Raw genomic sequence first — 23,516 nt, forward strand, 5'->3', positions numbered from 1 at the left:
GCAGAAATGAAAAACCGGGACAGCTCTATTTTTCCGGGCTCCTGATATAGAAAACGTTTTTATCCCGCACACTCATCTCGAAGAGTTCACTGGCCCGAATAAGATCGCTCAGTTTCTTGTACCCGTAGTTGACCGGAGAGAAAGAGCTGTTATTGGAAATATACTGGCCAACTTTTCCTAGATGGGCCCAACCATCGTCGTCAGCAGTCTGTTCCACCGCTGTTCGCAGAGTTCGTACCAGAACAGTGTCGCCCCTCAGTTTGTTCCGGCCCCACTTGGTTTCAACGGTTGGTTTTGGCGTACCGCCGTTGTTGATGCTATCCGATTCCTCAGTGTCTTCTCGCAGGTTCTCTGTGTAGATGAATTGCGAGCAGGCGTTTACGAAGGGCGTAGGGGTTTTGCGTTCGCCGAAGCCAAAGACGGGCAGCCCGGCCTCAAGAATTCGCATGACCAAGGGCGTAAAGTCGGAATCGCTGGTCATGAGAGCGAAGGCATCGACGTTCCCGCTATAGAGCAGGTCCATGGCGTCAATGATCATTGACGCATCGGTCGCGTTCTTGCCGGTGGTGTAGGCAAACTGCTGAACCGGCCGGATGGCGTTGGCGTGCAGTTTTTCAATCCAGCCACTCAGCTGGGGGCCGTTCCAGTTTCCGTGGGCATGGCGCACATTCACCGCGCCGTATTTGGCAAGTTCCTGGAGCACGCCCTCAATGGACTGATGGCTGACGTTGTCGCAGTCGATCAGGAGCGCAATTTTGTAGTTGTTGTTCATTGTGGTTGGGCTTTCCTTGTCTCGGATAAAACAGGCCTATAGGGCAGAGCGGTAAACTTCCATTCGGAAATTGATGGTCACCTGGTTGCGGCATGCCATTCCGTCGAATTCCAGCTGCCTGTCACGCAGGGCCTTGGCAATTTTCTCCAGTGACTGTTTTAGCCAGCCGCGAGTAAAAACCGAGATGCCCATGGTAAGCCCTGTCACCAGTTCTTTCATGCGGACGTTGCATTTGATGAGCTCTTCCCTGGTTAGCATATGACTACCCCCCGATTCCTTTCAGGATTTCGTGTTCAATTTCTTCCCAACTGAAGTTGTCCAGCACCAGTTGAGTAAACAGCTCCGGCTTATCCGGTGAGGTGAGCATGATAATGGTCTTTTTCGGATTGAATGCGATATAGGCGGTGATCTCGCCCACGGTTACCACGCTGGTTTCCTTCTCTGTGGTCGGTTCCAATGTCATCGCAATGATGCCTTCGAGCTCCCGCCGAAACTCAGGGGTTTGAACTGCGCTGAGGTCTCGATTGAAGATGTAGCCGGGGGCCTGGTTCATTCGAATGTTGGGGTTGCTCCAGTCATCGGATGTAACCACTGTGGCAAAAAGACCTTTAAGTTTGTTGTACAGAATGAGCTCGCCATCACTGCCGATAAAGGTCGCGCCGGCCAGTGATTTAAGGGGGAGCTTAATAGGATGCGCTGTGCGGCTGATAACAACGCCGGCTGTCTCTGTCTGTGGTTCCACAGAGTCATGCACGTTGAGTTTAGAAGAGGCGCAGGCCGAAGCGGACAAGCATAGCAGCAAAGCCAACGTGGTTTTTCCGAATCGCTTCATGGTCCGGTTCCTTTGGAGAGGTTTCAGTCCTTTGGGTGAAAGACTACTGTTTGAATATGCCGATGGAAAGGGTTGATTGTGCCCGGTTTTCCCCATCATAGTGTCCAACGCGGCCATAACTGCCAACCGGTGTTCGTCGAACGCCGTGATTTCGAGTACTACCTGGCAAACCTTCAGGAGTGGGTCGCTTGAGGATAGGTGATGAATTAGTAGAAGCCTGGCATGAGTGTACCTAATTAAGTACACTTGGTTTGCTCCAAGAAAAGGGGTTGTATGACAAGGAAAACGGTGAACGTCGTATTTTACAGAAGCGACAGTGGTCGAGTGCCGGTCAAGGAGTGGTTGCTGAACGGCTTTATCAAAAAGACTCAGAGAACGCCGGATCAAGAGTTGGCAAAGGCGAGAGATCGAAAGAAGAATCTTGTCTGAATGGGAGAAAGAAAATGGCGCAGCACAAACACGTTGGCAGCTCTCTCGATGATCTGCTTGAAGCTGACGGCACACTTGAGCAAATAGAAGCTGAAGCGCTGAAGCGGGTAATCGTCTGGCAGGTTCAGCAGGCAATGGGGCAGGCCGGTGTGAACAAGTCTCAGCTTGCCCAGAAAATGCATACCAGTCGAACGGTGGTTAACCGCCTTCTTGATGAGAAGGATACCGGTGTAACGATCACAACGCTTGTTAAAGCTGGGCGCGTTTTGGGGATGAGATGGACTCTGGAGTCCGATGGGGATAATGGCTCTCCTCGGGCTGCCTGAATAGAGTCTTGAGTATTACGGTATCTATGTCCAGCATTACCGCGTTGAGTGCCAGTGACGGCGCCCCTGAAAAAAATGGATGATTCTTCAAGGACAGAAGGAGCAAAGGAATGAGCAAGAAAGTTGTGCTGTTGGGTGACATTGGAACAGACCACCAGGGGTTTCCGCCCACTCCGGTAACTGCCGGCTCCCCCAATGTGCTGATTGATGGCAAGCCTGTTGCCCGTGTTGGCGACCCTCTCGCACCACACTCCAAACCCAAGCACCCTCCCCATCCGCGAGTTATAGCCGCTGGTTCGGCAACCGTGCTGATCAATGGTATTCCCGCAGCGGTAACCGGCAGTGCGATTTCGTGTGGAGGCGTCACGATTGGCAGCGGTAGCGTTGTTATTGGTGATACATTCACGCCTGCGCCATTTTCCGGTATTTCAGCGGCTCCAGCAAAGGCTGTTCGGCAGACGGAAGGTCCCATTGCACGGCGTGCTGATGGTGGGTCTGTAAAATCTCCAGGTTCCAACGGGCTGGCTCATGGAGCGAGTAGCGCAAACGCAGGCGCGTCGGTTTTATCTGATGTGTCTGGCCAGGGCTCGATGGAGCAAGTAAAGGAAGCCACCGTGGAGCCGGGCTTTCATGTGGTTCAAAGCCCCTTGAGCAAAACTGCGTTGTTGGCTGTTCTCTACGGCGATGCTTCTGCCAAACCAGATAGTTTTGAGCGTTTGAATCCAGGTGTTGGTGATGAGGTGCTGCCCGGTGAGATGGTTGTGCTGGGTGACCCGGAGGGCATGGAGTGCACTCGGGAAGAAGCTGATCTGATGGAGGTGGCGGCACAGGTAAATGCCCAGGTACGGGCGCTGGATCAGGACGAGGCGCAGTTTATCGTCAAGTATTACGATCTCCTGGAGGCTATTACCTCGGCAGGTTCGGCGGGTCTTGGGGCTGGGGCGGTCATGGTTGGTAAACAGATGGATAGCGTCAAGACGACATTGGTGGAGGTGGAGCGACTCCATCAGGACAGTTACCGCAAACATGGTCACCTGAATCATTCGGAGTTCTTTGAAAAGCGGCGGGCACTTTTCAAAAAACTGGACTTTGCTTTGGGCAGTCTGGCGCGTAAGGGCATGTCACTGGAGGATGATGCGAAGCTGAAGCGGGCATTGGGGCTGTCTTCGAAGAGCGTCGTGCACCATTGGAAGACTGCCGGGGTGGGTGAGATACCAGGTTACGCCACGAATTACGATAGACTTGCTTCTGGTGCCAAGTATGCAAAGGGCGTTGGCTATCTATCAGTTGGGCTAGACGTTGCTGCATCGGGAATGAAAATTCATGCGGCGTGCACGAACGGGCGGGCCAGCGAATGCAGACGTGTAAAATATACTGAAGGAGGGCGCCTGTCGGGCTCTGCAGTCGGTGGAGGTGCGGGTGCTTTCGCTGGACCATTTGTGTGCGGGGTAATTGGCCTCGGTTCAGGAGGTTTGGGCGGAGTTGCTTGCGGGATAATTATGGCTGGCGTTGGTGGTTTCGCAGGAGGGGCAGCTGGAGGGAGCACTGGTGAAGATATCGGTGAAGTTATCTACGAGGTGACGAATGAGTAATGACTCTCTTCAGATCATTGCGGCATTCGTCGGTGCAGGGGCCATTGTTCTGGGTTTGGTCTCATTATTGGTGATCCTCACGCTCGCATTTTCCAGAGTGATGGTAATCGAGGAAAAAATCTCACGATCTGGCACCTCCGCACCGGAAAACAGAAGGATCTGGGGTAACGATCCTTTGGGTCGCTTGATGAGAAGCAGCTACGTGTTTACGTTTCTGGTGCTTCGGTCCACACCCTCGAGCCGGTTAAACCGATCTGCTGCTCAGATTGGTGATGTGTCCACTCACTTGTCGCTTCAGCTTAAGTTATGGGGGCTATTGCCTCCTTTAGGTCTATACGGATGTTTTGTCGTGCTTCTGATAACTGGCCTGTTTTTATAAAAGAGTCTTTGGTCTCTAAGCCACGAAAAAGTCGTCGGCGTTCTCGATGATGCGTTCCCTGGCTCCGGGCTCGTTCAGGCTTTAACTCCAGGATGCGCCCGATCTTGGCGGAGGTGAACGCGGAGGCTTTCTCGTGGAAGTGAGGGTTTGGCTCGCCGCTTGATTTCTTGCCTTTTGACCCGATTATTTCAACCATCAGAAAAATCGGAGCCTGAAGTGATTAAGCCCAGTTGTCACAGCTGTCGGAAAAGGTTTGAGCCGTCTGAGCTCCGGGTCTCTTACTCGAAAAACTACTGTGAGCGCTTCGGTGTTGGGCTGTTTGGTGAGGATTATTTCAGTTTCACCGCTAAGCCCGCCCCCACTATCCGGAGGAACCTGGCTGTCCATTTTGCAGTGCTTCTTTTCGGGGTTGCTGGCTTGTTGTTATGGCTTTTGACTGGCAGGTCGTGACCGCTCTGTGAAAACCGGGACATGAAAACCGGGACAGATCTATTTTCCCCTTAACGACAAAAAATTTAATAAAGGAGATAATAAGACCTAACCAGTCGCTGGTGGTGACACCACTCGTTGGCGATCACGGCGCGCCACAGCTTTAACTTAGCTGTAAGGAAACGATAAGGACTCAGGTTCCGCTATGAATAAAAAACCCACTTTCGACCAAGTTCGGGCTGAACAGCTGAAATACAACGCTAAGCGAGCTTCCGGCTATCGAGAGCAGGCGCTGAAACTCTTTCCCCATATTTGTGGCCGCTGTGCGCGGGAGTTTGCTGGCAAGAATCTATCGGAGTTGACTGTGCATCATGTTGACCATAACCACGATAACAATCCGTCGGACGGCAGTAATTGGGAGCTATTGTGTCTTTATTGCCACGATGAGGAGCACTCGAAATTCGAAAATCTCGTGCGTTATGGCAGTAGAAAAGAAAGCAATCAAGCCCCGGCAACCCATAATCCCTTCGCAGATTTAAAGGAAAAGATGGATCAGAAGAAGTAGCTCGGACATAAAACCGGGACAGATATATTTTTTTGAAATCCGCGAAGACGCCAGCATGAACCTGGCCGCCATTGATTCGTTTAGCCCCCCAAGCCCAGTATATATAGACCGATTCCAGCCCAGGTGAGCAGTAGCAGCGCCCATGGTAGCCATGGGGTTCGGTAGCGGATCTCGGGTTTTGCAGGGTTTTGTGCCGCGCTTTCGGTGTAAACGTCCGGTGATCCCATCTTGAGTCAGGCGCTGCCATCGTCAGGATAGTGTCCACTTATTTTCTAGTGGACACTTAACATGAACGAATTAAGCGTAACCAAGCCCTACCAACGCCGTCGCCGTTTTTCCCGCGAATTCAAAGCCGAGATTGTCGCCAAATGCCTGGAACCCGGTGCCTCTGTTTCCCGGATTTCGCTGGATAACGGTCTCAACGCCAACATGGTCCGGCGCTGGATGAGTGAAGCGCAGCGAGCGGCTAAAACACCGGGATTTGTACCGGTCAAACTGCCGGCGGCAACCTCAGCATCGAGCAACCCGGCGACACTGGTCTTGGTGCTGGCACTGATCTGCCGGATCGAGAGCCCGGCTTCCAGCCTTAGGCGAAGCACCTCTCTGATTTTACGCATTGGAATTCTCTTTGCTGGCACAACTCCGCTCCCCAGAAAAAGGAATCAGAGTAGCAAACGGTTGAATAAACAATGCGTTAAGAAGGATTCAGGTTGAACGTGAACACCGTTTCCGGGAATGTGAACACTGATTCCGGCATCGTGAACACCGATTCCGGAAAATCCGGAAAAGTGTTCACCTACAGCCAGAATGGCTGTTCACGTTAAACCAGAATTGGTGTTCACGTTCGTCCGGAATGGGTGTTCATGATGGGCCGGAATATGCATTTGCCGGGGCCGCTGAGTCGCCTTTGCCATGGCCAAGGCTTCCTCCTGGGTTTGCGGTGACGGTTGTTGCTTTTTGATTTTTGCCATAGGGCTCGGCTCGGGTTGTTGGTTAATGGGCTATTGGAGCGCATCGTAGGGGGCGGCGTCGAATGTTTCCTCGATCATCGTGCTTCGGTTAAGATCGGCGTCCAGCCCAGAAAGGATTCTGTGCTTCAAAAGCGAGGAGAAGCTTGATGCCAAGACAGGCCAGGGTGATTGTGCCCGGTTTTCCCCATCATATTGTCCAACGCGGCCATAACCGCCGAAAACCAGGACAGACTTATTTAATCCATAGAGAACCAGCAATCAGATAGTTTGGTGGTCAGAGGTGCGCCTCAGGATCCATCCTTTGGTGCAAAATCCGAAGAATGACAACGGACCGATTGTGCGTACCTTCTTCCATCCTAAGATAAAAGAGACGGTGCTAGGGTTTGCCTTTCATCGTAATCAGCTATTCCGTTTTTTCCTGATGGCTTGCTCTGCACGTTCAGAAAGGTACGTAGCAAACTCGTCACCGGTGAATGTCCTGGTTCTGCCAGCCTCGAGGTCTTCCTGGCCCGCATCGATGGCGGCCCTGAGGTTATCCATTTTCGTGACGTAGCGTGACTCCGCTTCTTCGATCATTCTCAGGCCGGCTCGAAGTACCTCACTCGCATTTTGATAACGGCCCGAGGCAACCAGGTGATCGACTACCTGGGATTGATGGTCCGTGAGTACTATGTTTCTCGTCGCCATGAGAGTCATCCTGTCAGCGTTTCATTGGCATAATATGCCAATGCAGGGGTTTGCTGTCTAGGGGTGGGATAACTGTGATACCTATGGGGAAGCCGGGACAGATCTATTAATGCGGTTATTTCGGTATGCTGGGGCGCTTTACGCGTTGGCTGCGCGGTACAGACCTTTTTCCTGGCTATTGCCGATATGGTCTATCGTCGTGCAAACCTGGAACACGCGGCGGCCTCGGCTCCAAACATGATGCAGAACGGACTGCTGATCGCGCTCCTGGCACTGCTGCTTCTGGCGCTGACCTTGCCGGATGTGACCGTCTGGAATATTCATCCAGTTACCCCGATACTGCTGGGCTTCTATTTCTATGGCACTCGGCTCATACGGGGTGCCGGCGACAACCCCATGTGGTATCCCTCCGTTACTAGTGATACCCGGCAGGACGAGCCGGAGAGCGAGAGCAGTTTGCCGTCTCTGGACCGAATTTCTGGTGCTCTAAGGGCTTGGTGTGGTGCTAATGTTTGCTGGCTGAATAGCGGCGTCATCCATAAGCAATGAGCTATCTGAGACTCACGAACGAAAAGCATACGAGCCAAACAATGATTGAAACGCGCCTGGAATTTCAGGGCGATGGTACAACCTCTCGCGGGTTATGCCTGAGATCCGAAGGGTTAACGGGAGCCACGCAGTGCTTTATCGTGTAGTCAGACGAATGCGATGCAAACAAGGGGGATAGCGATGACGGCACCAGGCGATCAGCTTCGCGTGTTCTACGATGGCGCCTGCCCGAGCTGTGTCAAGGATCGCAGGCTCTATGAGCGACTCGCGGGCAGGACCGGCGAATCGGTGGAGTGGGTGGATATCACAGGCCGTGATGAGGAGTTGGAGGAACGTGGTATAGACCCGCAAGCCGCGCTTCAGGAGCTCCATGTGGAAGATGGCCAGGGCAACATCCACCGGGAACTGGATGCCTATATCCTGTTGATGTCGCGGGTCTGGCTGCTGAAACCGCTTGTCTGGCTGATTGGTTTGCCGGTAATTCGGCCAGCACTGGCGAAGCTGTATCACAAATGGGTGAGCGAGCGGCTGGAGCGAACCGGGCGTATGCCGGATTCAAAAGAAACGCAGAGAAGCATCGAGGCGCGCAAGGCCGAGGTTGAAGCTGAGGAAAGCGCGGAGGAAAGAGAGACTTGGTAGGGAGCTTGGAAACCGGAAAACCGGGACGGATTTATTTTCTCGGACCGGTTTTCGTGCATAGCCTTATTCGCAGTGAACTTATCCCCGAGCTTTAATCGTAAAATATCACTCAACCCAGAACGCGGAGCTTTTTATGCGGGAGTTTGTTTTAGTGAAGGCCTTTCTGGTTGTGTTAACGCTGGCGTTTACACCGATGCTCGCCCAGGCGAAGTCGGTGTGGATTGATGTCCGAACGGAAGCCGAGCACAGGCTCAATCACATCGATGGAGACCCTCTCATTCCGCACAACGTTATTGTGGAGCGCGTTACCGAGCGGCTTCCGGACAAGAATGCGGAGATAAACCTGTATTGCCGAAGTGGAAACCGTGCTGGAAAAGCGAAGTCTGCTCTGGAGAGCGCCGGCTACACCAACGTGAACAACATGGGCAGCGTAGCCGAGGCTCGTGAGGCGCGTGATCTCTGAAGGTGTCAGATTCCCAGCGGCCGTTCGCGTGATCAGCTAGGCTCAAACTCGATTCTTCTGGCGAACGGTTAGGGGAACAAGAACATGAGGTTCACTTCTGTCATCAACGCAAAGCAAACCATGTTGGCGGCACTGCTTTCGCTCTTCGCACTGGCCACCCACGGAGCCGACATGAACACTCTAGGCGACTACCAGTGGAAAAATCGGCTCATTCTGGTTCACGCTGTCAGTGAGAATGGCGATGAGATTGAAGCGCTCAGGAACGCCCGGGCTCACATTGAGGAGCGGGACATTGTCTGGTTTGTGAATACCGGGTCGGAGCTGGTTTCTAATCAGCAGGCTGTCTCGGGCAGCCTTGCGAGCGAGGTAAAGGCGCTGCTTGAAGAATCCCGTTCGGATGAGAGGGTTCTGTTGATCGGCAAGGACGGCGGTATGAAAAGCCGCGAGTCCGTTCTCAATCTGAACGCTATTTTCCGCCGGATTGACAGCATGCCGATGCGTATTCGTGAGATGCGTGATTGATCGCCCCGCTTGATTTCTCTCCTCCTGCCCTGATTATTCCTACAGTTAGACAATCAGAGGCCTATCCATCATGACTGACATTCGACACCTGGTGTGCCCCCATTGCCACAAAGTGAATCGCGTACCGGCTGAAAAGTTGTCCTCCGGCGGCAATTGTGGCGCCTGCAAACAGCCGCTGTGGCCGGATCAGGTTCTTGAATTAACAGACCAGAACTTTGCCGCCCATACAGGGCGCAGTGATGTGCCGGTGCTCGTGGACTTTTGGGCCAGCTGGTGTGGCCCCTGCAAAATGATGGCGCCACAGTTCGAGCAGGCTGCGAAGGACTGGCAAGGGAAAGTGCGCTTTGCCAAGCTGAACACCGAACAAGCCCCCGGGCCGGCTGGTCAGTTTGCGATTCGCAGCATACCGACCCTGATTCTGTTCCAGGACGGCCGGGAGGTGGCGCGCCAGAGTGGCGCCATGAATCAGGCGCAGATCAGCCAGTGGCTGCAATCAAACGGTATTCGTTAGGAAAACCGGAATAAAGGGGCCGTGCCATGAAGTTTCTGATCATTGCTGTTTTCGCCGCCATCGCCGCTTTCCTGATCTGGCGCAGCAAACAAAACACAGCCCCAGAAGAGCGGGCCTGCGCCATCGACATCGGCAACCTGCTCAAAGCCCATCCGGAGGCCCAGCCGCAGGCCATTGCCGATGTCTTCAAACAGCACGGCATTGACCCCTCCCGTTGCCAGCAGGTGGGCGCGATGGTGATGCCGCAGTTAAGAAAGCAGGGCCTGAAACCGGAAGATGCCCGAATTGTGATGGGGCAGGTGAGGGCGGCGTACCCTCTCGTTCGCGAGACCTGAATCAAAGCGGCCATTTGATCGGCCGCGTGCTCACAGTGATTGTTGACGACAAGCCCTCAACGTATTTCACTTAATCTTAAAGCTGCATTCATTTGATGATCGGAGAACGCTATGGCTGGTGGATGGTCACGGGATGGCGCCGTTCAGGATCAGATCGACGCCAGTGTTGAAGACGAGGTGCAGCGGGCCCGGAGCCAGCTCGGTAACGGCGAAAGTGCGCTCTATTGTGAGGAGTGTGACCGCGCGATTCCAGAAGCCCGCCGCCGGGCCATTCCGGGCGTGCGGCTTTGCGTTGACTGCCAGTCTGCGCTTGAGAAGGAGCAATCGACGTCGCGCGGGTTCAATCGCCGGGGCAGCAAGGATAGTCAGCTACGGTGAGAGCAAGGCCTGCACGTTGTTACCGAGGCCTTTATTGGTTCACCGAGAGCGGGGCAAGTGCCGATACGTTCAAAGCGTCCGAGCTTGGGGGAACCGGTGTTGAGGTGGAGTTGATTCTTTTTGCATCAAGTTTGCCTGGCCCCCGTGGCATGGGGCTTATGGCCAGTTAACCCGAGGTTCCCAACAATGTTATCCACAGCTTTTGTGGGTAAAGTTTCTTTGTTAGACCGACCGCCTGAACGCTTTCTGATACACTCGGAACTTAAACATTCCAGGCGAAAACCATGGCTCCTGATCAAACCAAGCATCCAGATATCGAGAAGCTCAGCGAGTTACTGGCCGATTTTCCCCATATACGGGTTGCGGCGCTCTTTGGCTCCATGGCTCGGGGAACGGCCCGGCCAGACAGCGATATCGATGTTGCCGTTCAGGCGGACAAAGAGCTCGGTGCGGATGAGCGTATTGCTATAACCGAAGCCATTGCTCTGGCCTTCAATCGCCCTGTGGATTTGGTGGACTTACGAACAGCCGGGCAGCCTCTGCTGCACCAGATTGTCAGCACTGGCATACAGGTTGTTGGCACGCGCCACCAATGGGGTGATCTGATTTATCGTAATATTATGGAAAACGAAGACTTTGTCCCTTACCAGAAACGTATCCTCGAAGGTCGACGCAACGCATGGATGAACAACTCGTAGCACAGAAACTGGAGTCCCTCCGGCGCTGCATTCAGCGTGTGGAATCCCGCCTACCGGAAGACCTGGATACTCTGCTGGTTGATCTGGACGCCCAAGACATCATTTCGCTGAACCTCACCCGAGCGGTACAGATGTGTGTCGACATCGCCTCCCACTGGCTTGCCGAGCACACTGAAGCGACAGCACCAAAAACCATGGGGCAGGCATTTGAAGCGCTGGCGCAGTCCGGCATTATCGACCCTGAACTGGCGGCTCGTATGCGGAAGTCCGTCGGATTCCGGAATGTGATGGTTCACAATTATGACGATGTGAACTGGGAGATCGTGTATACCATTTGCAGTAAACATCTTGGTGATTTTCGTGCGTTTGCCAGAGTGTTTTCGGATTTGATGGCGTAAACGAGAAAGCCTGAACCGGTCTTCGCCGGGTATCGTCCATTTTTGCATCAGGTTTCCCGAGCCCTTGTGAAATGGGGCTTATGAGGAGTTAACCCGAGGTTCCCAACACAGTTATCCACAGCTTTTGTGGGTAAAGTTCGCGGTGGGCCGCGATTCATCACTCAAACGAATTCGAATGTTCCCAAGCCGGCAGTATTGGCTAATATCAGGGTATGTTGCATGACCTGATACAGGGAACAGGCTATTCAGATGAAACCGCTCCTTCTGGTTGTTGCTTACTTTGCCGCTGTCACCCTGCCGTTGCTTTTGTCGGCCTGGGTGGGTGGTCCTCCCCGTTCGTTCCACCAGGAGCTGGCCTCCGGTCTGGGCATTCTGGTTTTCTCGATGGTGCTCGTGGAATTCATTCTGTCTGGCCGGTTCAAGGCGATTTCAAATGATGTGGGCATGGGGGTGACCATGCGGTTTCATCAGGTTATGGCCCGCACGGCTCTGGTCTTTGCGCTGCTGCACCCGTTGCTTTATCAGGGGACCCCGGCAGGCGGTTTGCGCCCATGGGACCCCACGCGCCAGTTGACGCTTACCATGGATTTTTCCGCTCTGGCGACTGGCATTGTCGCCTGGTTGCTGCTTGCTGGCCTGGTTGTTATGGCCATCGGGCGCGCTCAGTTGGGCTACCGATACGAGACCTGGCGTCTGTTACACGGGCTTGGCGCGCTGCTGATCGCGTTACTTTTGTTGCACCATACCGTGTTTGCCGGGCGATACGGATCGCAGCCTGTGATGGCTGGGGTGTGGCTGGCCATGACGGGTGTGGCGGTGGGGTCGCTACTGATGGTGTATCTGGTGGTGCCCTGGTGGCAGAAAACTCGCCCCTGGCGCGTGACGTCTGTTACCCGGTTAACGCCAAAGCAATGGGAAGTGACGGTGACTCCCGACGGTCACCGTGGTCTGGCTTACCAGGCCGGGCAATTCGCCTGGCTGAATGTGGGGCACAGCTCCTTTTCGTTGAAGGAGAACCCGTTCTCCATTGCCTCCGCACCGGCGGCCGGGCCGGACCTTTCCTTCATGATCAAGGAACTTGGCGATTTCACGGGAACCATTGGCAAGACAGAACCCGGAACCGTCGCCTATGTGGATGGCCCCTATGGCAATCTTACCATCGATAATTGCGAGGCTCCGGGGGTTGCGCTTATCGCCGGTGGCGTTGGCTTGGCGCCGTTGCTGGGCCTGCTCCGGCAAATGCGCCTGACTGGCGATGCACGCAAAGTGAAGGTGGTCTATGGCAACCGCACCATGGATCAAATTGCGTATCGTGAGGAATTGGGGGATGAGGGTGTGGCCTATGTCTTGTCGGAACCGCCGGAGCATTGGCAGGGAGAGACCGGCTTCATCGATGGCCCGCTGTTGGACCGCGTGTTCTCAGCGGAGGAGTTCCACGGCTGGGTGTTTGTGATGTGCGGGCCGGTGGCCATGATGGATGTTGTTGAAGACCACCTGATTCAGCGGGGCACACCCGCTCACAGAATTCTCTCGGAGCGGTTTAGCTATGACTAATCCCATCCAGCGGTTGACCCGGCAGCAGCGGCTTTCTTTGGTGATCTGGGGGCTGAATATTGCTCTGATGCTGAGCCTGCTGGTGTTTGTGTTGCGCTGAAAAACAGGGGCAGGAGCGCTGGCTCAGCCCTTGCCGCCAGACAGCCTGAAAACTCATCGTCTTTGAACCTGCCTGTTTTAGCATCAATTTTCGCGAGCCCCCTCTGCACGGGGCTTATGAGTAGTTAACCCGAGGTTCCCAACAACGTTATCCACAGGTTTTGTGGGTAACATTTTCGGCTATACCGAGTTATTCAACCGTCAGCACCGGCCAGAATTCGTGGCAGCAACGGCAGATTGAGGTCGCGTTCTGGTTAATAGGCGCGGTGTTTTGCTTGGGAATTGATCGGGCTTTGTTTACCATGAACCGGTTGGTTGCCAGTGACGGCAGCCCAATGGAAGCTTTGTAAATATTCAGGGACAGAAGGAACTGGGAATGAGCAAGAACGTTGTATTGTTGGGTGATTTAGGAACCGATCATCAGGGCTTTCCGCCCACGCCGGTGCTGGCTGGCTCCGCCGATGTCCTGATTGACGGCAAACCCGTCGCCCGCGTTGGCGACCCTCTCGCGCCGCACTCCAAGCCCAAACACCCGCCTCATCCACGCGCCATCGCGGCGGGCTCGGCAACGGTATTGATCAACGGCATTCCGGCCGCGATCACTGGCGGTGCAATCTCCTGTGGTGGTGTCACGATTGGCAGTGGTAGCGTGGTGATTGGTGATGTCTAGACAAGACTGAGCAACCTGTGGAGCGAATAATGAATGATTCCTGGCTAAAAGCCCTGCCCAAGGCTGAGTTGCACCTGCATTTTGAAGGTGCCCTGGAGCCGGAGCTGCTGTTCCGCCTGGCCGAGCGCAACAAGATTGATTTGCACTGGCAGGATGTGGAGCAGCTTCGCCAGGCCTATTCGTTCAATAATCTGCAGGAATTTTTGGATCTGTATTATCAGGGTGCCAACGTGCTGCGCACCGAACAGGATTTCTACGACCTCACCTGGGCCTATTTGCAGCGTTGCCAGGCTCAGGGTGTGGTCCATGTAGAGCCCTTCTACGATCCTCAAACCCATACCGAGCGGGGCATTCCCTTCGAGGTTGCCATTCGCGGCATCAGTGCCGCCATGGCGGACGGCCAGAGCAAATTGGGGATCAGCGGAGGCCTGATTCTGAGTTTTCTCCGGCATCTGTCGGAAGATGAGGCGTTTCAGACTCTGGAGCAGGCGATGCCGTTCCGCGATCAGTTTTTTGCCGTGGGTCTGGACAGCTCGGAGCAGGGGCATCCGCCGAGCAAGTTTGAACGGGTGTTTGCCAAGGCCCGAGCCGAAGGCCTGCTGGCGGTGGCTCACGCCGGGGAAGAAGGCCCGCCCGAGTACATCTGGGAGGCGCTGGATCTGTTAAAAGTGAGCCGGATTGATCATGGCGTGCGTGCGGCCGAAGACCCCAGGCTGCTGGATCGGCTGGCGGAGGAGCAGATTGCCCTGACCGTGTGCCCGCTGTCGAACATCAAACTGCGGGTATTCGATAACATGGCCCAGCACAATATTCTCGAGTTGCTGGAGCGGGGCTTGAAAGTCACCGTCAATTCCGATGACCCGGCCTATTTCGGCGGCTATGTGCTGGAGAATTTTGTGGCACTGCGTGACAGCCTGGGTATGACCGAAGCGCAGGCCCGGCAGCTGGCGAAGAACAGCCTGGATGCTCGGCTGGTTTAGAAGTTGGCGGCGTGTGCCGCCAACTTTAGCGCTCAGAGTCAGAGGCTGTTATGTCCATTTTGGCGTGGGTGCTTCGTAGCCGCGGATTGCCGAGAGCAGTTCTTCGGCGTTGTCCGTGCGAATCAGCATATCTGAGTGCTGTTGTTTCACAAAGCCGGCTGTCGACATATTCGAGATCATCTCGAACAGCAGATTGTAGAAACCGTTGATGTTGTAAAACGCACAAGGCTTGGCGTGGTAGCCAAGCTGGGTCCAGGTCCAGGCTTCGAAGATTTCCTCGAGTGTGCCAACGCCTCCGGGCAGGGCAACAAAGGCATCGGCCATCTGGGCCATGGCGGCCTTGCGTTCGTGCATATCGGCAACAATGCTCAGCTCGGTCAGCCCATGATGGGCCAGCTCCCGGTCTTTCAGGTGCTCGGGTATCACCCCGTATACCTTGGCTCCTTTTTCAAGAAAGGCATCTGCCACCACGCCCATCAGGCCGACGTTACCTCCGCCATACACCAGATCCACTCCGTTCGCTGCCAGGTAATGCCCCAGGGCGCGGGTTGCCTGAGCGAATTCCGGGTTTTCTCCACTGCTTGAACCACAAAATACGGCAATTTTCATGTGTTTGTAGAGGCTCCATCGAATCGGTTTAGGGAGTTGAATGGGTTGTTCACTCGATAGTGTTGGTCTGGCCGTGTATCTTCAACTATAAAGGCCGAGTTGGGCAATTGACGGCCCTACCGGATGGACCATTCCAGCGAGGACAGAATGAGAGTAGCACTGTTTACCATCATGGCATTCTGGTTCCTTCCAGTTTCTTCCCAAACGCTCCAGATTATGGGGTCGGACGATAGTTTTCTGCCATTTTATTACGGCCACAACCTCAACCAGGGCATTTTTGTCGAGGCGATCAGAGACTTCACAACGGAGACCGGTATCGCAGCCGATTTCCTCCCGATGGCCCGTAAACGCCAGGCCTGGGCCCTGCAACGAGGGCTCGCCAACGCAGTGTTTGCCAGCCCACGGTGGATGCCCTTGCCAGACCAAATGCACGCCGTCGGGCCGGTATTAACCTGGCGTGACCGGGTGTTCGCGCTACCGGGTCGCCAAGCGGATTCGTTTGATGATCTCCAGGGAAATATCTGTCTACGCAGATGGTTTGTATACAGTGATCAACTCGAGCGGCGGATCGGGAGCCAACTGGTGCGCCAGGATGCGTACAGCGCCCAGCATATGCTGCTGATGTTTTTGCACAAACGTTGCGATTACATCGTCATGAACGAAACGGAGTTCCGGTTTCTGGCATTGCTCGGAGATGTTGATCATGAGCGTTACAGCACGGAACTGATAGCCGCCGAATGGCCGGTCTATCTTGGAATACTCAAAACCGAGGCGGCTTTAATTGAAGCGGCGGAGAGCTTTTTCGCTACCTACTCGATTGATGTTGAAACCCTGTTGCCCAAACTGCCGCGGCCGGACCGTTGAAGAGGTTGACGGCCGATTTGTCCATATGACGGGCAGGCAAGGGGTGTTCCGGGCGTCGTACCTAAATTTCCGCTTTACTGTGTGGCCGCATCCAGAGCACTACTAAACAAAAGCGAACGTTCGATTTTATCTTAATAATTCGATAGAAACGCGTAAACCGCTACAGGACTTAGTCGAAAAGCTGATTTTACCTTCATAGCGAGTCACTATATCTCGAACGATAGCAAGACCGAGACCGTGCCCAGGTGTTTGCTCATCTAGCCGCAGACCCCTTTGGCCCAAACTGGCTAAATCCTTGTGATTAACCCCTGGGCCATCATCAGCAACAACTATTCGCTTAAAGCCGCTGCCTTGTTCCACAGAGAGCTCTACGCATCTCGAAGACCATTTGCCAGCATTGTCGAGTAAGTTGCCCAATACTTCATTAAGATCATGTTCTTCTATTGGCCATCGGCTGTCTTCAGGCAGAGAACTCGATAGTTCAAACGACTTTTCCGGATATAAACGACCGAGCATCCACAAAAGATCTCGTGCCTGTTTTATGGGGTAGGCGCTTTTCCCAATCTGGGGCCCTGCAAAACGGCTTCGACGCATTTCAGCTTCTAATTGCCTGTCGATATCGCTTAATCGCTCCGCCATCTGGCGCCTTAGATTGGTGTCGATAGGACGTGTGTCGTCTTCCAGTATCTGCCGGACGGCTGCGATGGGGGTTTTGACGCTATGAGACAGGTTTGCGAGAGCGTCTCTGGAGCGCTCCAGTCGCTGATCTAAGGAGTCCAGCAACTGATTTAGTTGAAGAACCAGCGGGTGGAACTCCTCTGGCGACTGAACGTTGATTCGGGAGATCTCTCCGTCCTGGAGTCTTTTTAATGCGGCTTTGAGTGTGACAACCGGTCGCATGGACATCGTGATACCGAACCAGAGCACGGCGACCAAGAGCATAATCAACAGAACTGATACTACGGCGGTCCAGGCATGAAGTGCAGCTTGGCTGCGTTTCAGCGCACCCAGATCTTCAGAAACGATTACGACGATGGGTGTTTCACCGACCTGAAAAGACTTTCGGTAGGCGAGGATGTCTAAGGGAGTATCAGTGGTTTCGGCATCTTCTACGCGAACGGTTCCGTCTTCTTCGTTTTCAATCAGAGGCGTTAACAAGGGCTCCCAAGTATCGGGTGAAATGATGGTCTGTTCGGGTGTATGTATGGCAAAGGCATGATGAAAAACATCCTGGAAATAATCGCCCGTCTGGAGAGTGTCAACTTCACCATTCGCGTCGCGAATCTGGTGTTCAAGGAAAGCGACTTCATCTTTCAGTCGGCTTTCAACGAATTCCCGAGACATTCGGTCGAGCAGCAAGCCATGAACCAACCACGCTACCCCCATTAGACCAATTCCGGCGGGCAGTAACAGCGCAAGCAAGGTTCCTTTTACGGACGCAGGCTTTTTAAGGAATCGCATTAAAAATGTACCCCTGGCCGCGTCGTGTTGAGATGGTTTCGCTGCCCACTAGCTTCCTTAACCTCCGAATATACGCCTCAATGACGTTTTCGCTCGGGCTATCATTCAAGTTGTAAAGCTGTTCCATTAGTTGTTCTTTGGAAAAGACGTGGCCAGGGCGGCTCATCAAACAACGTAGCAGCCGGAATTCGGTGCCGGTAAGTGTATGTTCCACGCCGTCGTCCATCTTGAGACTCTGGCGGTTTTCGTCCAGTTCAAAGCGGCCGGCTTTAACCTGAGCATGGACCCTTCCTTCACTTCGACGCACGAGTGCGTTGAGGCGTGCGATTAGCTCTTCTGTCTGAAAAGGTTTTGCCAGGTAATCGTCTGCCCCGGCTTTTAAGCCGTTAACCTTATCCTGCCAATCGCCTCTCGCGGTCAGAATCAAGACCGGACAGCTGACGTGATTCGTTCGCCACTTTCTCAATACGTCCAGCCCGTTGCCATCAGGTAGACCCAGGTCCAGAACAACAGCACGGTAATCCTCTTGCTCACCCAGAACGACGGCTTCTCGGGCACTGGGAGTTGTATCAACGCTGAAACCTGCTTTTCCCAACTGCCTGACCAGACCCTCAGCAAGCAAGCGGTCATCTTCGACGAGCAGTAAACGCATGAGTTTTTCCTTCTATGTATGGTCCGCGGTCGAAAGTGTGACTGATTAACCTGAATTCAGCCTGAACGGAAAATAGTTCGAGTTTTTCAGAAAGAATTCAGGTTAGTGAGAGAAGGTAACAACCGATTCTGGACATTGCTCAAGATTGGGGCTCAATCCTGCAGTGTTTTTCGAGCAATATTTTACAGAGGATAAAAAGATGAATGCATCAAAACTATTCGTAGCGGGTATGGCGCTTTCAATGTCGGCAACAGCGTTTGCGGCTGGCGCCCATGATGGTGGCCACGGGCACGGCGCTACAAGCGGTGAACCTGGCAAAGCGTCGGAGGCCAGCCGAACCGTAACTGTCGAGATGTACGACAACTACTACGAACCCGAAGAAATCAGTGTAAAGCCGGGTGAAACCGTTCGCTTCGTGGTGGAGAACAAGGGAAACCTCGTCCATGAGTTCAATGTTGGCACTCCCGACATGCACGAAGCTCATCAAGAGGAAATGATGATGATGGTTGAGCATGGCGTCATCCAGGGCGGCAAGCTGAACCACGACATGATGAATATGGATATGGGGAATGGCCATTCCATGAAGCATGACGACCCGAACAGCGTGTTGCTGGAACCGGGCCAAAGTAAAGAAGTGGTATGGAAGTTCTCTGATAAAGGCAATATCGAATTTGCCTGCAACGTGCCGGGCCACTATCAGGCCGGGATGTACGGTGAGGTCAATTTCGAGTAACTCGCTTAACTGAGGTCCGCGAGCGCGGGGCTGAGACACGTTTCTCGGCCCGGCTTCAATGACGTGTAGTTCGGAGCAACACAGATGAAACCACGCTTTTTGACAGGGCTTTTGAGCCTGCTGATGCCAGCCATGGTTTTGGCCGGCGAATACGACCTTACGGTCGACCGGGTAAAAATTGATACCGGCGATTTTGTGAAGGAAGGCATTGGATACAACGGCGCATCTCCGGGACCGGTAATGCGTTTCAAGGAAGGCGAGAACGTCCGGATCAACGTGACCAACAACCTGGATGAGATGACGTCCATTCACTGGCACGGCCTGATCCTTCCTTTTAACCAGGACGGTGTGCCTGGTATCAGTTTCCCGGGCATCAAGCCGGGTGAAACCTTTACCTATGAGTTTCCTATCCAGCAGGCAGGCACCTACTGGTTCCACAGCCACTCTGGTTTTCAGGAGCCGGACGGCGCCTATGGTGCCATTGTCATCGAGCCCGAGGGCCGTGAGCCATTCCGCTACGATCGTGAATACGTGGTGCAGCTGACTGACAAGCACCCCCATTCCGGTGACCGCATCATGCGCAACCTGAAAATGATGCCGGATTACTACAACCGCGAGCAGCAAACTGTCGGCGAGTTTTTCTCGGACGTGTCAAAGAATGGCCTGATGAACACCGTCAGTGACCGTATTGCCTGGGGTGGTATGCGGATGATGAAGGCGGACGTTGAAGACGTGCAGGGCTTTACGGGCCTGATCAACGGCAAAGGCCCGGACCAGAACTGGACGGGACTCTTTGAGCCGGGCGAACGCATTCGGCTGCGATTCATCAACTCTTCTGCGATGACCTACTTCGACATCCGGATTCCTGGTCTGGACATGACGGTTGTCCAGGCTGATGGCAACAACGTTCAGCCGGTCAATGTGGACGAATTCCGGATTGGTGTGGCGGAAACCTACGATGTGATCGTTCGCCCGAGAGACAAGCAGGCCTACACCATTTTTGCTGAATCCATGGGGCGGTCCGGCTATGCCAGGGCAACGTTGGCCCCCGAAGAAGGTATGGAAGCGGCTGTTCCGCAACTGCGTGATCCGGCGCGCCTGACTATGGCAGACATGAGCGGTATGCCCGGCATGGACCATGGCAACATGGCCGGTATGGATCATGGCGACATGGATATGAATAGCTCAGAAGGGATGTCCGGAATGGATCATTCCAACATGGAAGGCATGGATCATGGTTCCATGGCGATGGGAAAAGGCGGCCAAAGCGACCCCTTTTACGCCAAGGGAAGTGGCCTTGTACCCACGGCAGCCAATGGCGGCAAGTTCCTGTCCTATGCTGACCTGAAGGCCCAAGATCCACTGTATGAAGACCGCGAACCGACCCGGGAAATTGAGCTTCGTTTGACCGGCAATATGGAGCGTTATACCTGGAGCATTAATGGCGTCAAGTACGAAGACGCAGACCCAATTCGTCTCAAATACGGTGAGCGAGTTCGCTTCAAATTCGTGAACGAGACCATGATGACTCACCCTATGCACCTGCACGGTATGTGGTCCATTCTCGATGTTGGTGCAGACCAATGGAACCCGATCAAGCACACGGTCAGTGTGCAGCCAGGCACCACGGTTTACATGGAAACCGAGGTCGACGAGCCCGGTCAGTGGGCGTTCCACTGTCACCTGTCCTATCACGCGGCCGCTGGTATGTTCCGCAAGGTCATTGTTGAAGGTGGGCCAGAGTCGACGCAGGCCAAAACAGACGTGATTGCCAAAGATGGAGGTGAGGTATGAGCTGTATTCGATCAATTGTCGCAGTCAGCTTCCTTGCCTCTATTGGTGTCTCAACGGCGGTGACAGCTCAGGAAATGATCTCCGACACGACCGCTCGAAAACAGTCGCTCACAACCTGGGGCGTTCAATTCGAGGAATTTGAGTACCGCTACAGCGACGATGACGAGGAGCTGGGCGTCTGGAATGCGGATGCCTTCTATGGCACCGACGACTTTAAAGTCCGGCTGCTCACAACCGGGGAGTACGAGATAGAGGAGCAGGCCTACGAAACGCTGGAAAACCAGCTGGTCGGCCAGATCCCTATCTCCAAGTTCTTCGACGCCAAAGCGGGCGTGCGTTTCGATACGCCCGAGGGGCCGGACCGTACGTATGCGGTTCTCGGTGTGGCCGGGCTGGCGCCCCAATGGTTTGAGATCGATGCAAATCTGTATGTCAGCAAGGATGGCGATACGTCAGCTGAACTGGACGCTGAGTACGAATTGCTGTTCACCAACTACTGGATTCTGGCGGCAACGCTGGATGCCTCAGTAGCGTTCAGTGAGGATGAAGAGATCGGCGTCGGCAAGGGATTGGTTTCCACCGAAACCGGCCTCCGGCTCAGCTACGACCTGATCGACCGTGCGTTCTCACCCTACGTAGGTGTGGTGCACGAGCGTAAGTATGGCGATAGCGCCGACCTGGCCGAGGCGGACGGCGGTGGCACAGAAGACTGGTTTGCCGTGATCGGCGCTCGAATCGCATTCTGATGCTGATGGGCCATGGGGAAACCCACGGCCCTTTTTCATCTATGATTTGATGTAACTCAAATCCACCGAAAGTCTGTGTCCATTTTCAGCCGCAGTTCAGATTGAAGTGTTTTGATACAGGGAGAAGTCATCAGGAAGAGAGGTGTCACCCCATGACCAAAGCACACAAAGCAACCAATCAGGAGCAGTTTTTGTTGCGCCGAAAAATGGCCGTCGAGGGGCTTGGAGAGGATCAGTGGGATGGGCTCATCCACGATCTTAATCGCCACCCCTGCGTTGATTTCGCCGAGCGTAAGCCAAATGGCACATTGCAGGTGACGTACGACGGAACCCACTGGTCCGTCGATGAATTACTGGAACTGATCAAGGCTTACGGTGGCCAATTGAAAACCGGATGGTGGACCCGGCGCAAATTGGCTTGGTACCGGGTTACCGACGACAACGTCCGGGCAAATGCCAAGCATGAGCCGTTCTGCTGTTCCAAGATTCCACCCATGAAAAAATAACAGGAGGTTGAATGAACAGGGAGGAAGATCGAACTACCCGCTACCAGGAGGGCAGTCTCACTTTACCAGGGACAGTCATGCTGGGTACCGGCGTCATGATTGGCGCCGGTATTTTTGCACTTACCGGGCAGATGGCCCAGATGACCGGTGTCCTTTTCCCGCTGGCCTTTCTCGCGGCGGCGGTGATTGTCAGCTTCAGCGCCTATTCCTACATCAAGATCTCCAATGCCTACCCGTCCGCCGGCGGTATCGGCATGTACCTGCACAAGGCTTACGGAAACCGGCTGCCAACGGCTTTCAACGCCCTGTTGATGTACTTTTCCATGGTGATCGCCCAGAGCTTCCTGGCCCGCACCTTTGGCTCTTACACCATGCAACTATTCGGAGGGGACGAAAGCGGCCGTATGGTGCCCATTCTGGGGGTGGCATTAATCCTCGTGGCTTTCGTGATCAACCTGCTCGGCAATCGGATGATTCAGGGGGTGGCTTCCTTTATCGGGATCCTGAAAATCGGCGGCATACTGATTTTCGGTCTGGTCGGGATCTGGATTGCCGACTCAGTCTCGGTTGATTTTTCGGAGCCCGGTGAAGCCGGAGCGCTGGGCAACTTCCTGGGCGCAACCGCACTGGGGATTCTGGCGTTCAAAGGCTTTACGACCATCACCAACAGTGGTTCGGAAGTAATAGACCCAAAGCGAAACGTCGGGCGCGCCATCGTGATTTCCATTGCCGCCTGCGTGGTGATCTACACGCTGGTGGGCTTCGCGGTCGCCAGCAACCTGTCACTGGCTGAAATTATCGAAACGCAGGATTACTCCCTCGCTGCTGCTGCGCGTCCCGCTCTCGGCGATTACGGTGTCTGGTTTACTGTCGCTATTGCCATGATGGCCACGGCGGGCGGTATTCTCGCCAGCGTCTTCGCGGTATCCCGCATGCTGGCGATGCTGACGGAGATGAAGCTCGTACCACATCGGCATTTTGGCATGCCCGGCAGCATCCAGAAACACACACTGGTGTATACCGTTGTCCTGGGGCTGATCCTCACCGCCTTCTTTGATCTGTCACGAATTGCCGCGCTGGGTATCGTGTTTTACCTGATTATGGACATTGCCATTCACTGGGGTGTACTGCGCTATCTTCGCAAAGACATCAAGGCCAACACCTGGGTGCCAACTACAGCCATCTTGTTGGATCTTTTGGCGCTGGGCGGCTTCGTCTGGGTAAAGCTTAATACGGACCCGTTCGTCATCAGCGTGGCAGTCGTGACCATGATCGTGATTGCAGTATCCGAGCAGATTTTCCTTAAAAGATCACCGGAATCGGCGCAAGCGAAACAGGAAGAGAGTCATGCGCATCATCATTAATCTGAATCA

General features: G+C 54.2%; 29 protein-coding genes and 1 pseudogene. 23 read left to right on the forward strand and 7 right to left on the reverse strand.

Annotation, left to right across the window (positions count from 1 at the left end):
• Positions 1–25: 25 nt before the first annotated feature.
• Genes ACP2AU_RS06820 through ACP2AU_RS06830 form a run of 3 tightly spaced genes read right to left on the reverse strand, consistent with a single transcriptional unit; the run spans position 26 to position 1,604 of the window.
• Complete coding sequence (locus tag ACP2AU_RS06820; RefSeq protein WP_426375367.1) at positions 26–772, reverse strand: NYN domain-containing protein; 747 nt, start codon at positions 770–772, stop codon at positions 26–28.
• A 36-nt stretch (positions 773–808) separates the two neighbouring features.
• Positions 809–991 (reverse strand): hypothetical protein, encoded by a 183-nt coding sequence (locus ACP2AU_RS06825; RefSeq protein ID WP_426375368.1) that lies wholly within the window; start codon positions 989–991, stop codon positions 809–811.
• Positions 992–1,034: 43 nt separating this feature from the next.
• Positions 1,035–1,604, reverse strand: coding sequence for a hypothetical protein (locus ACP2AU_RS06830; protein WP_426375369.1), 570 nt, complete (start codon positions 1,602–1,604; stop codon positions 1,035–1,037).
• A 273-nt stretch (positions 1,605–1,877) separates the two neighbouring features.
• Here ACP2AU_RS06830 and ACP2AU_RS06835 point away from each other — a divergent pair, with 273 nt between their 5' ends.
• The 5 genes and pseudogenes from ACP2AU_RS06835 to ACP2AU_RS06855 all read left to right on the forward strand — a co-directional run.
• Positions 1,878–2,033 carry a type II toxin-antitoxin system RelE/ParE family toxin gene (locus tag ACP2AU_RS06835; RefSeq protein WP_426375370.1) on the forward strand — a complete coding sequence of 52 codons (156 nt, stop codon included), beginning with the start codon at positions 1,878–1,880 and terminating at the stop codon, positions 2,031–2,033.
• A gap of 14 nt (positions 2,034–2,047) precedes the next feature.
• Positions 2,048–2,359, forward strand: a complete 312-nt coding sequence (locus tag ACP2AU_RS06840; RefSeq protein WP_426375371.1) for a helix-turn-helix domain-containing protein — start codon at positions 2,048–2,050, stop codon at positions 2,357–2,359.
• 110 nt (positions 2,360–2,469) lie between these two features.
• Positions 2,470–3,951, forward strand: a complete 1,482-nt coding sequence (locus ACP2AU_RS06845; protein WP_426375372.1) for a type VI secretion system PAAR protein — start codon at positions 2,470–2,472, stop codon at positions 3,949–3,951.
• 1,013 nt (positions 3,952–4,964) lie between these two features.
• On the forward strand, positions 4,965–5,324 hold the full coding sequence (locus ACP2AU_RS06850) for a YajD family HNH nuclease (protein WP_426375373.1): 360 nt from the start codon (positions 4,965–4,967) through the stop codon (positions 5,322–5,324).
• A 288-nt stretch (positions 5,325–5,612) separates the two neighbouring features.
• Positions 5,613–5,804 (forward strand): annotated as a pseudogene (locus ACP2AU_RS06855) (transposase); the annotation flags it as partial.
• A gap of 890 nt (positions 5,805–6,694) precedes the next feature.
• Here the strand turns inward: ACP2AU_RS06855 and ACP2AU_RS06860 are convergent.
• Positions 6,695–6,982 (reverse strand): type II toxin-antitoxin system ParD family antitoxin, encoded by a 288-nt coding sequence (locus ACP2AU_RS06860; protein WP_426375374.1) that lies wholly within the window; start codon positions 6,980–6,982, stop codon positions 6,695–6,697.
• Between the two features lie 186 nt (positions 6,983–7,168).
• Between ACP2AU_RS06860 and ACP2AU_RS06865 the strand changes: the two genes are divergently transcribed.
• The 12 genes from ACP2AU_RS06865 to ACP2AU_RS06920 all read left to right on the forward strand — a co-directional run bounded on the left by ACP2AU_RS06865 (position 7,169) and on the right by ACP2AU_RS06920 (position 14,778).
• Positions 7,169–7,531 (forward strand): hypothetical protein, encoded by a 363-nt coding sequence (locus tag ACP2AU_RS06865; RefSeq protein ID WP_426375375.1) that lies wholly within the window; start codon positions 7,169–7,171, stop codon positions 7,529–7,531.
• Between the two features lie 180 nt (positions 7,532–7,711).
• Positions 7,712–8,170 (forward strand): thiol-disulfide oxidoreductase DCC family protein, encoded by a 459-nt coding sequence (locus tag ACP2AU_RS06870; protein WP_426375376.1) that lies wholly within the window; start codon positions 7,712–7,714, stop codon positions 8,168–8,170.
• 133 nt (positions 8,171–8,303) lie between these two features.
• The gene (locus ACP2AU_RS06875) at positions 8,304–8,633 is read left to right on the forward strand and encodes a rhodanese-like domain-containing protein (RefSeq protein WP_426375377.1); all 330 of its coding nucleotides are present in this window, start codon (positions 8,304–8,306) and stop codon (positions 8,631–8,633) included.
• 84 nt (positions 8,634–8,717) lie between these two features.
• Positions 8,718–9,155 carry a DUF4174 domain-containing protein gene (locus tag ACP2AU_RS06880; RefSeq protein WP_426375378.1) on the forward strand — a complete coding sequence of 146 codons (438 nt, stop codon included), beginning with the start codon at positions 8,718–8,720 and terminating at the stop codon, positions 9,153–9,155.
• Positions 9,156–9,225: 70 nt separating this feature from the next.
• Positions 9,226–9,666 (forward strand): thioredoxin TrxC, encoded by a 441-nt coding sequence (gene trxC, locus ACP2AU_RS06885; protein WP_426375379.1) that lies wholly within the window; start codon positions 9,226–9,228, stop codon positions 9,664–9,666.
• A gap of 26 nt (positions 9,667–9,692) precedes the next feature.
• Complete coding sequence (locus ACP2AU_RS06890; protein ID WP_426375380.1) at positions 9,693–10,001, forward strand: hypothetical protein; 309 nt, start codon at positions 9,693–9,695, stop codon at positions 9,999–10,001.
• A gap of 111 nt (positions 10,002–10,112) precedes the next feature.
• On the forward strand, positions 10,113–10,379 hold the full coding sequence (locus ACP2AU_RS06895) for a DksA/TraR family C4-type zinc finger protein (RefSeq protein ID WP_426375381.1): 267 nt from the start codon (positions 10,113–10,115) through the stop codon (positions 10,377–10,379).
• Between the two features lie 284 nt (positions 10,380–10,663).
• On the forward strand, positions 10,664–11,077 hold the full coding sequence (gene mntA, locus ACP2AU_RS06900) for a type VII toxin-antitoxin system MntA family adenylyltransferase antitoxin (protein WP_426375382.1): 414 nt from the start codon (positions 10,664–10,666) through the stop codon (positions 11,075–11,077).
• Complete coding sequence (gene hepT / locus ACP2AU_RS06905; protein WP_426375383.1) at positions 11,059–11,475, forward strand: type VII toxin-antitoxin system HepT family RNase toxin; 417 nt, start codon at positions 11,059–11,061, stop codon at positions 11,473–11,475. The genes mntA and hepT overlap by 19 nt, the downstream gene beginning before the upstream one ends.
• Positions 11,476–11,724: 249 nt before the next feature.
• Positions 11,725–13,029 carry a ferredoxin reductase family protein gene (locus ACP2AU_RS06910; RefSeq protein WP_426375384.1) on the forward strand — a complete coding sequence of 435 codons (1,305 nt, stop codon included), beginning with the start codon at positions 11,725–11,727 and terminating at the stop codon, positions 13,027–13,029.
• A gap of 475 nt (positions 13,030–13,504) precedes the next feature.
• On the forward strand, positions 13,505–13,798 hold the full coding sequence (locus tag ACP2AU_RS06915; RefSeq protein WP_426375385.1) for a type VI secretion system PAAR protein: 294 nt from the start codon (positions 13,505–13,507) through the stop codon (positions 13,796–13,798).
• 29 nt (positions 13,799–13,827) lie between these two features.
• Positions 13,828–14,778 (forward strand): adenosine deaminase, encoded by a 951-nt coding sequence (locus tag ACP2AU_RS06920; protein ID WP_426375386.1) that lies wholly within the window; start codon positions 13,828–13,830, stop codon positions 14,776–14,778.
• Positions 14,779–14,826: 48 nt separating this feature from the next.
• Here ACP2AU_RS06920 and ACP2AU_RS06925 read toward each other — a convergent pair whose 3' ends face one another.
• Entirely contained in the window at positions 14,827–15,387 is a 561-nt protein-coding gene (locus ACP2AU_RS06925; protein WP_426375387.1) for a TIGR00730 family Rossman fold protein, read from the reverse strand.
• Between the two features lie 147 nt (positions 15,388–15,534).
• Here ACP2AU_RS06925 and ACP2AU_RS06930 point away from each other — a divergent pair, with 147 nt between their 5' ends.
• A complete protein-coding gene (locus ACP2AU_RS06930) occupies positions 15,535–16,251 on the forward strand; it encodes a substrate-binding periplasmic protein (protein ID WP_426375388.1) in 717 nt (238 codons plus the stop codon).
• A gap of 126 nt (positions 16,252–16,377) precedes the next feature.
• On the opposite strand, the gene ACP2AU_RS06935 is transcribed toward ACP2AU_RS06930, so the two are convergent.
• Both ACP2AU_RS06935 and ACP2AU_RS06940 read right to left on the reverse strand, forming a co-directional pair.
• A complete protein-coding gene (locus tag ACP2AU_RS06935; RefSeq protein ID WP_091855226.1) occupies positions 16,378–17,712 on the reverse strand; it encodes an ATP-binding protein in 1,335 nt (444 codons plus the stop codon).
• Positions 17,699–18,364: a response regulator transcription factor gene (locus tag ACP2AU_RS06940; RefSeq protein WP_022990681.1), complete on the reverse strand. Its 666-nt coding sequence runs from the start codon at positions 18,362–18,364 to the stop codon at positions 17,699–17,701. Before ACP2AU_RS06940 ends, ACP2AU_RS06935 begins: the two co-directional genes overlap by 14 nt.
• Positions 18,365–18,563: 199 nt before the next feature.
• Here ACP2AU_RS06940 and ACP2AU_RS06945 point away from each other — a divergent pair, with 199 nt between their 5' ends.
• From ACP2AU_RS06945 to ACP2AU_RS06965, 5 genes are all read left to right on the forward strand, one after another.
• Positions 18,564–19,097, forward strand: coding sequence for a cupredoxin domain-containing protein (locus ACP2AU_RS06945; RefSeq protein ID WP_058340739.1), 534 nt, complete (start codon positions 18,564–18,566; stop codon positions 19,095–19,097).
• A gap of 84 nt (positions 19,098–19,181) precedes the next feature.
• A complete protein-coding gene (locus tag ACP2AU_RS06950) occupies positions 19,182–20,891 on the forward strand; it encodes a copper resistance system multicopper oxidase (protein ID WP_064226807.1) in 1,710 nt (569 codons plus the stop codon).
• Positions 20,888–21,637, forward strand: a complete 750-nt coding sequence (locus ACP2AU_RS06955; protein WP_426375389.1) for a copper resistance protein B — start codon at positions 20,888–20,890, stop codon at positions 21,635–21,637. Before ACP2AU_RS06950 ends, ACP2AU_RS06955 begins: the two co-directional genes overlap by 4 nt.
• A 152-nt stretch (positions 21,638–21,789) precedes the next feature.
• Complete coding sequence (locus ACP2AU_RS06960) at positions 21,790–22,143, forward strand: hypothetical protein (RefSeq protein ID WP_094625993.1); 354 nt, start codon at positions 21,790–21,792, stop codon at positions 22,141–22,143.
• A gap of 11 nt (positions 22,144–22,154) precedes the next feature.
• A complete protein-coding gene (locus tag ACP2AU_RS06965) occupies positions 22,155–23,507 on the forward strand; it encodes an APC family permease (protein ID WP_426375390.1) in 1,353 nt (450 codons plus the stop codon).
• Positions 23,508–23,516 lie beyond the last annotated feature (9 nt).

It is taken from the genome of Marinobacter sp. VGCF2001, assembly GCF_049943275.1.
GTDB lineage: Bacteria > Pseudomonadota > Gammaproteobacteria > Pseudomonadales > Oleiphilaceae > Marinobacter.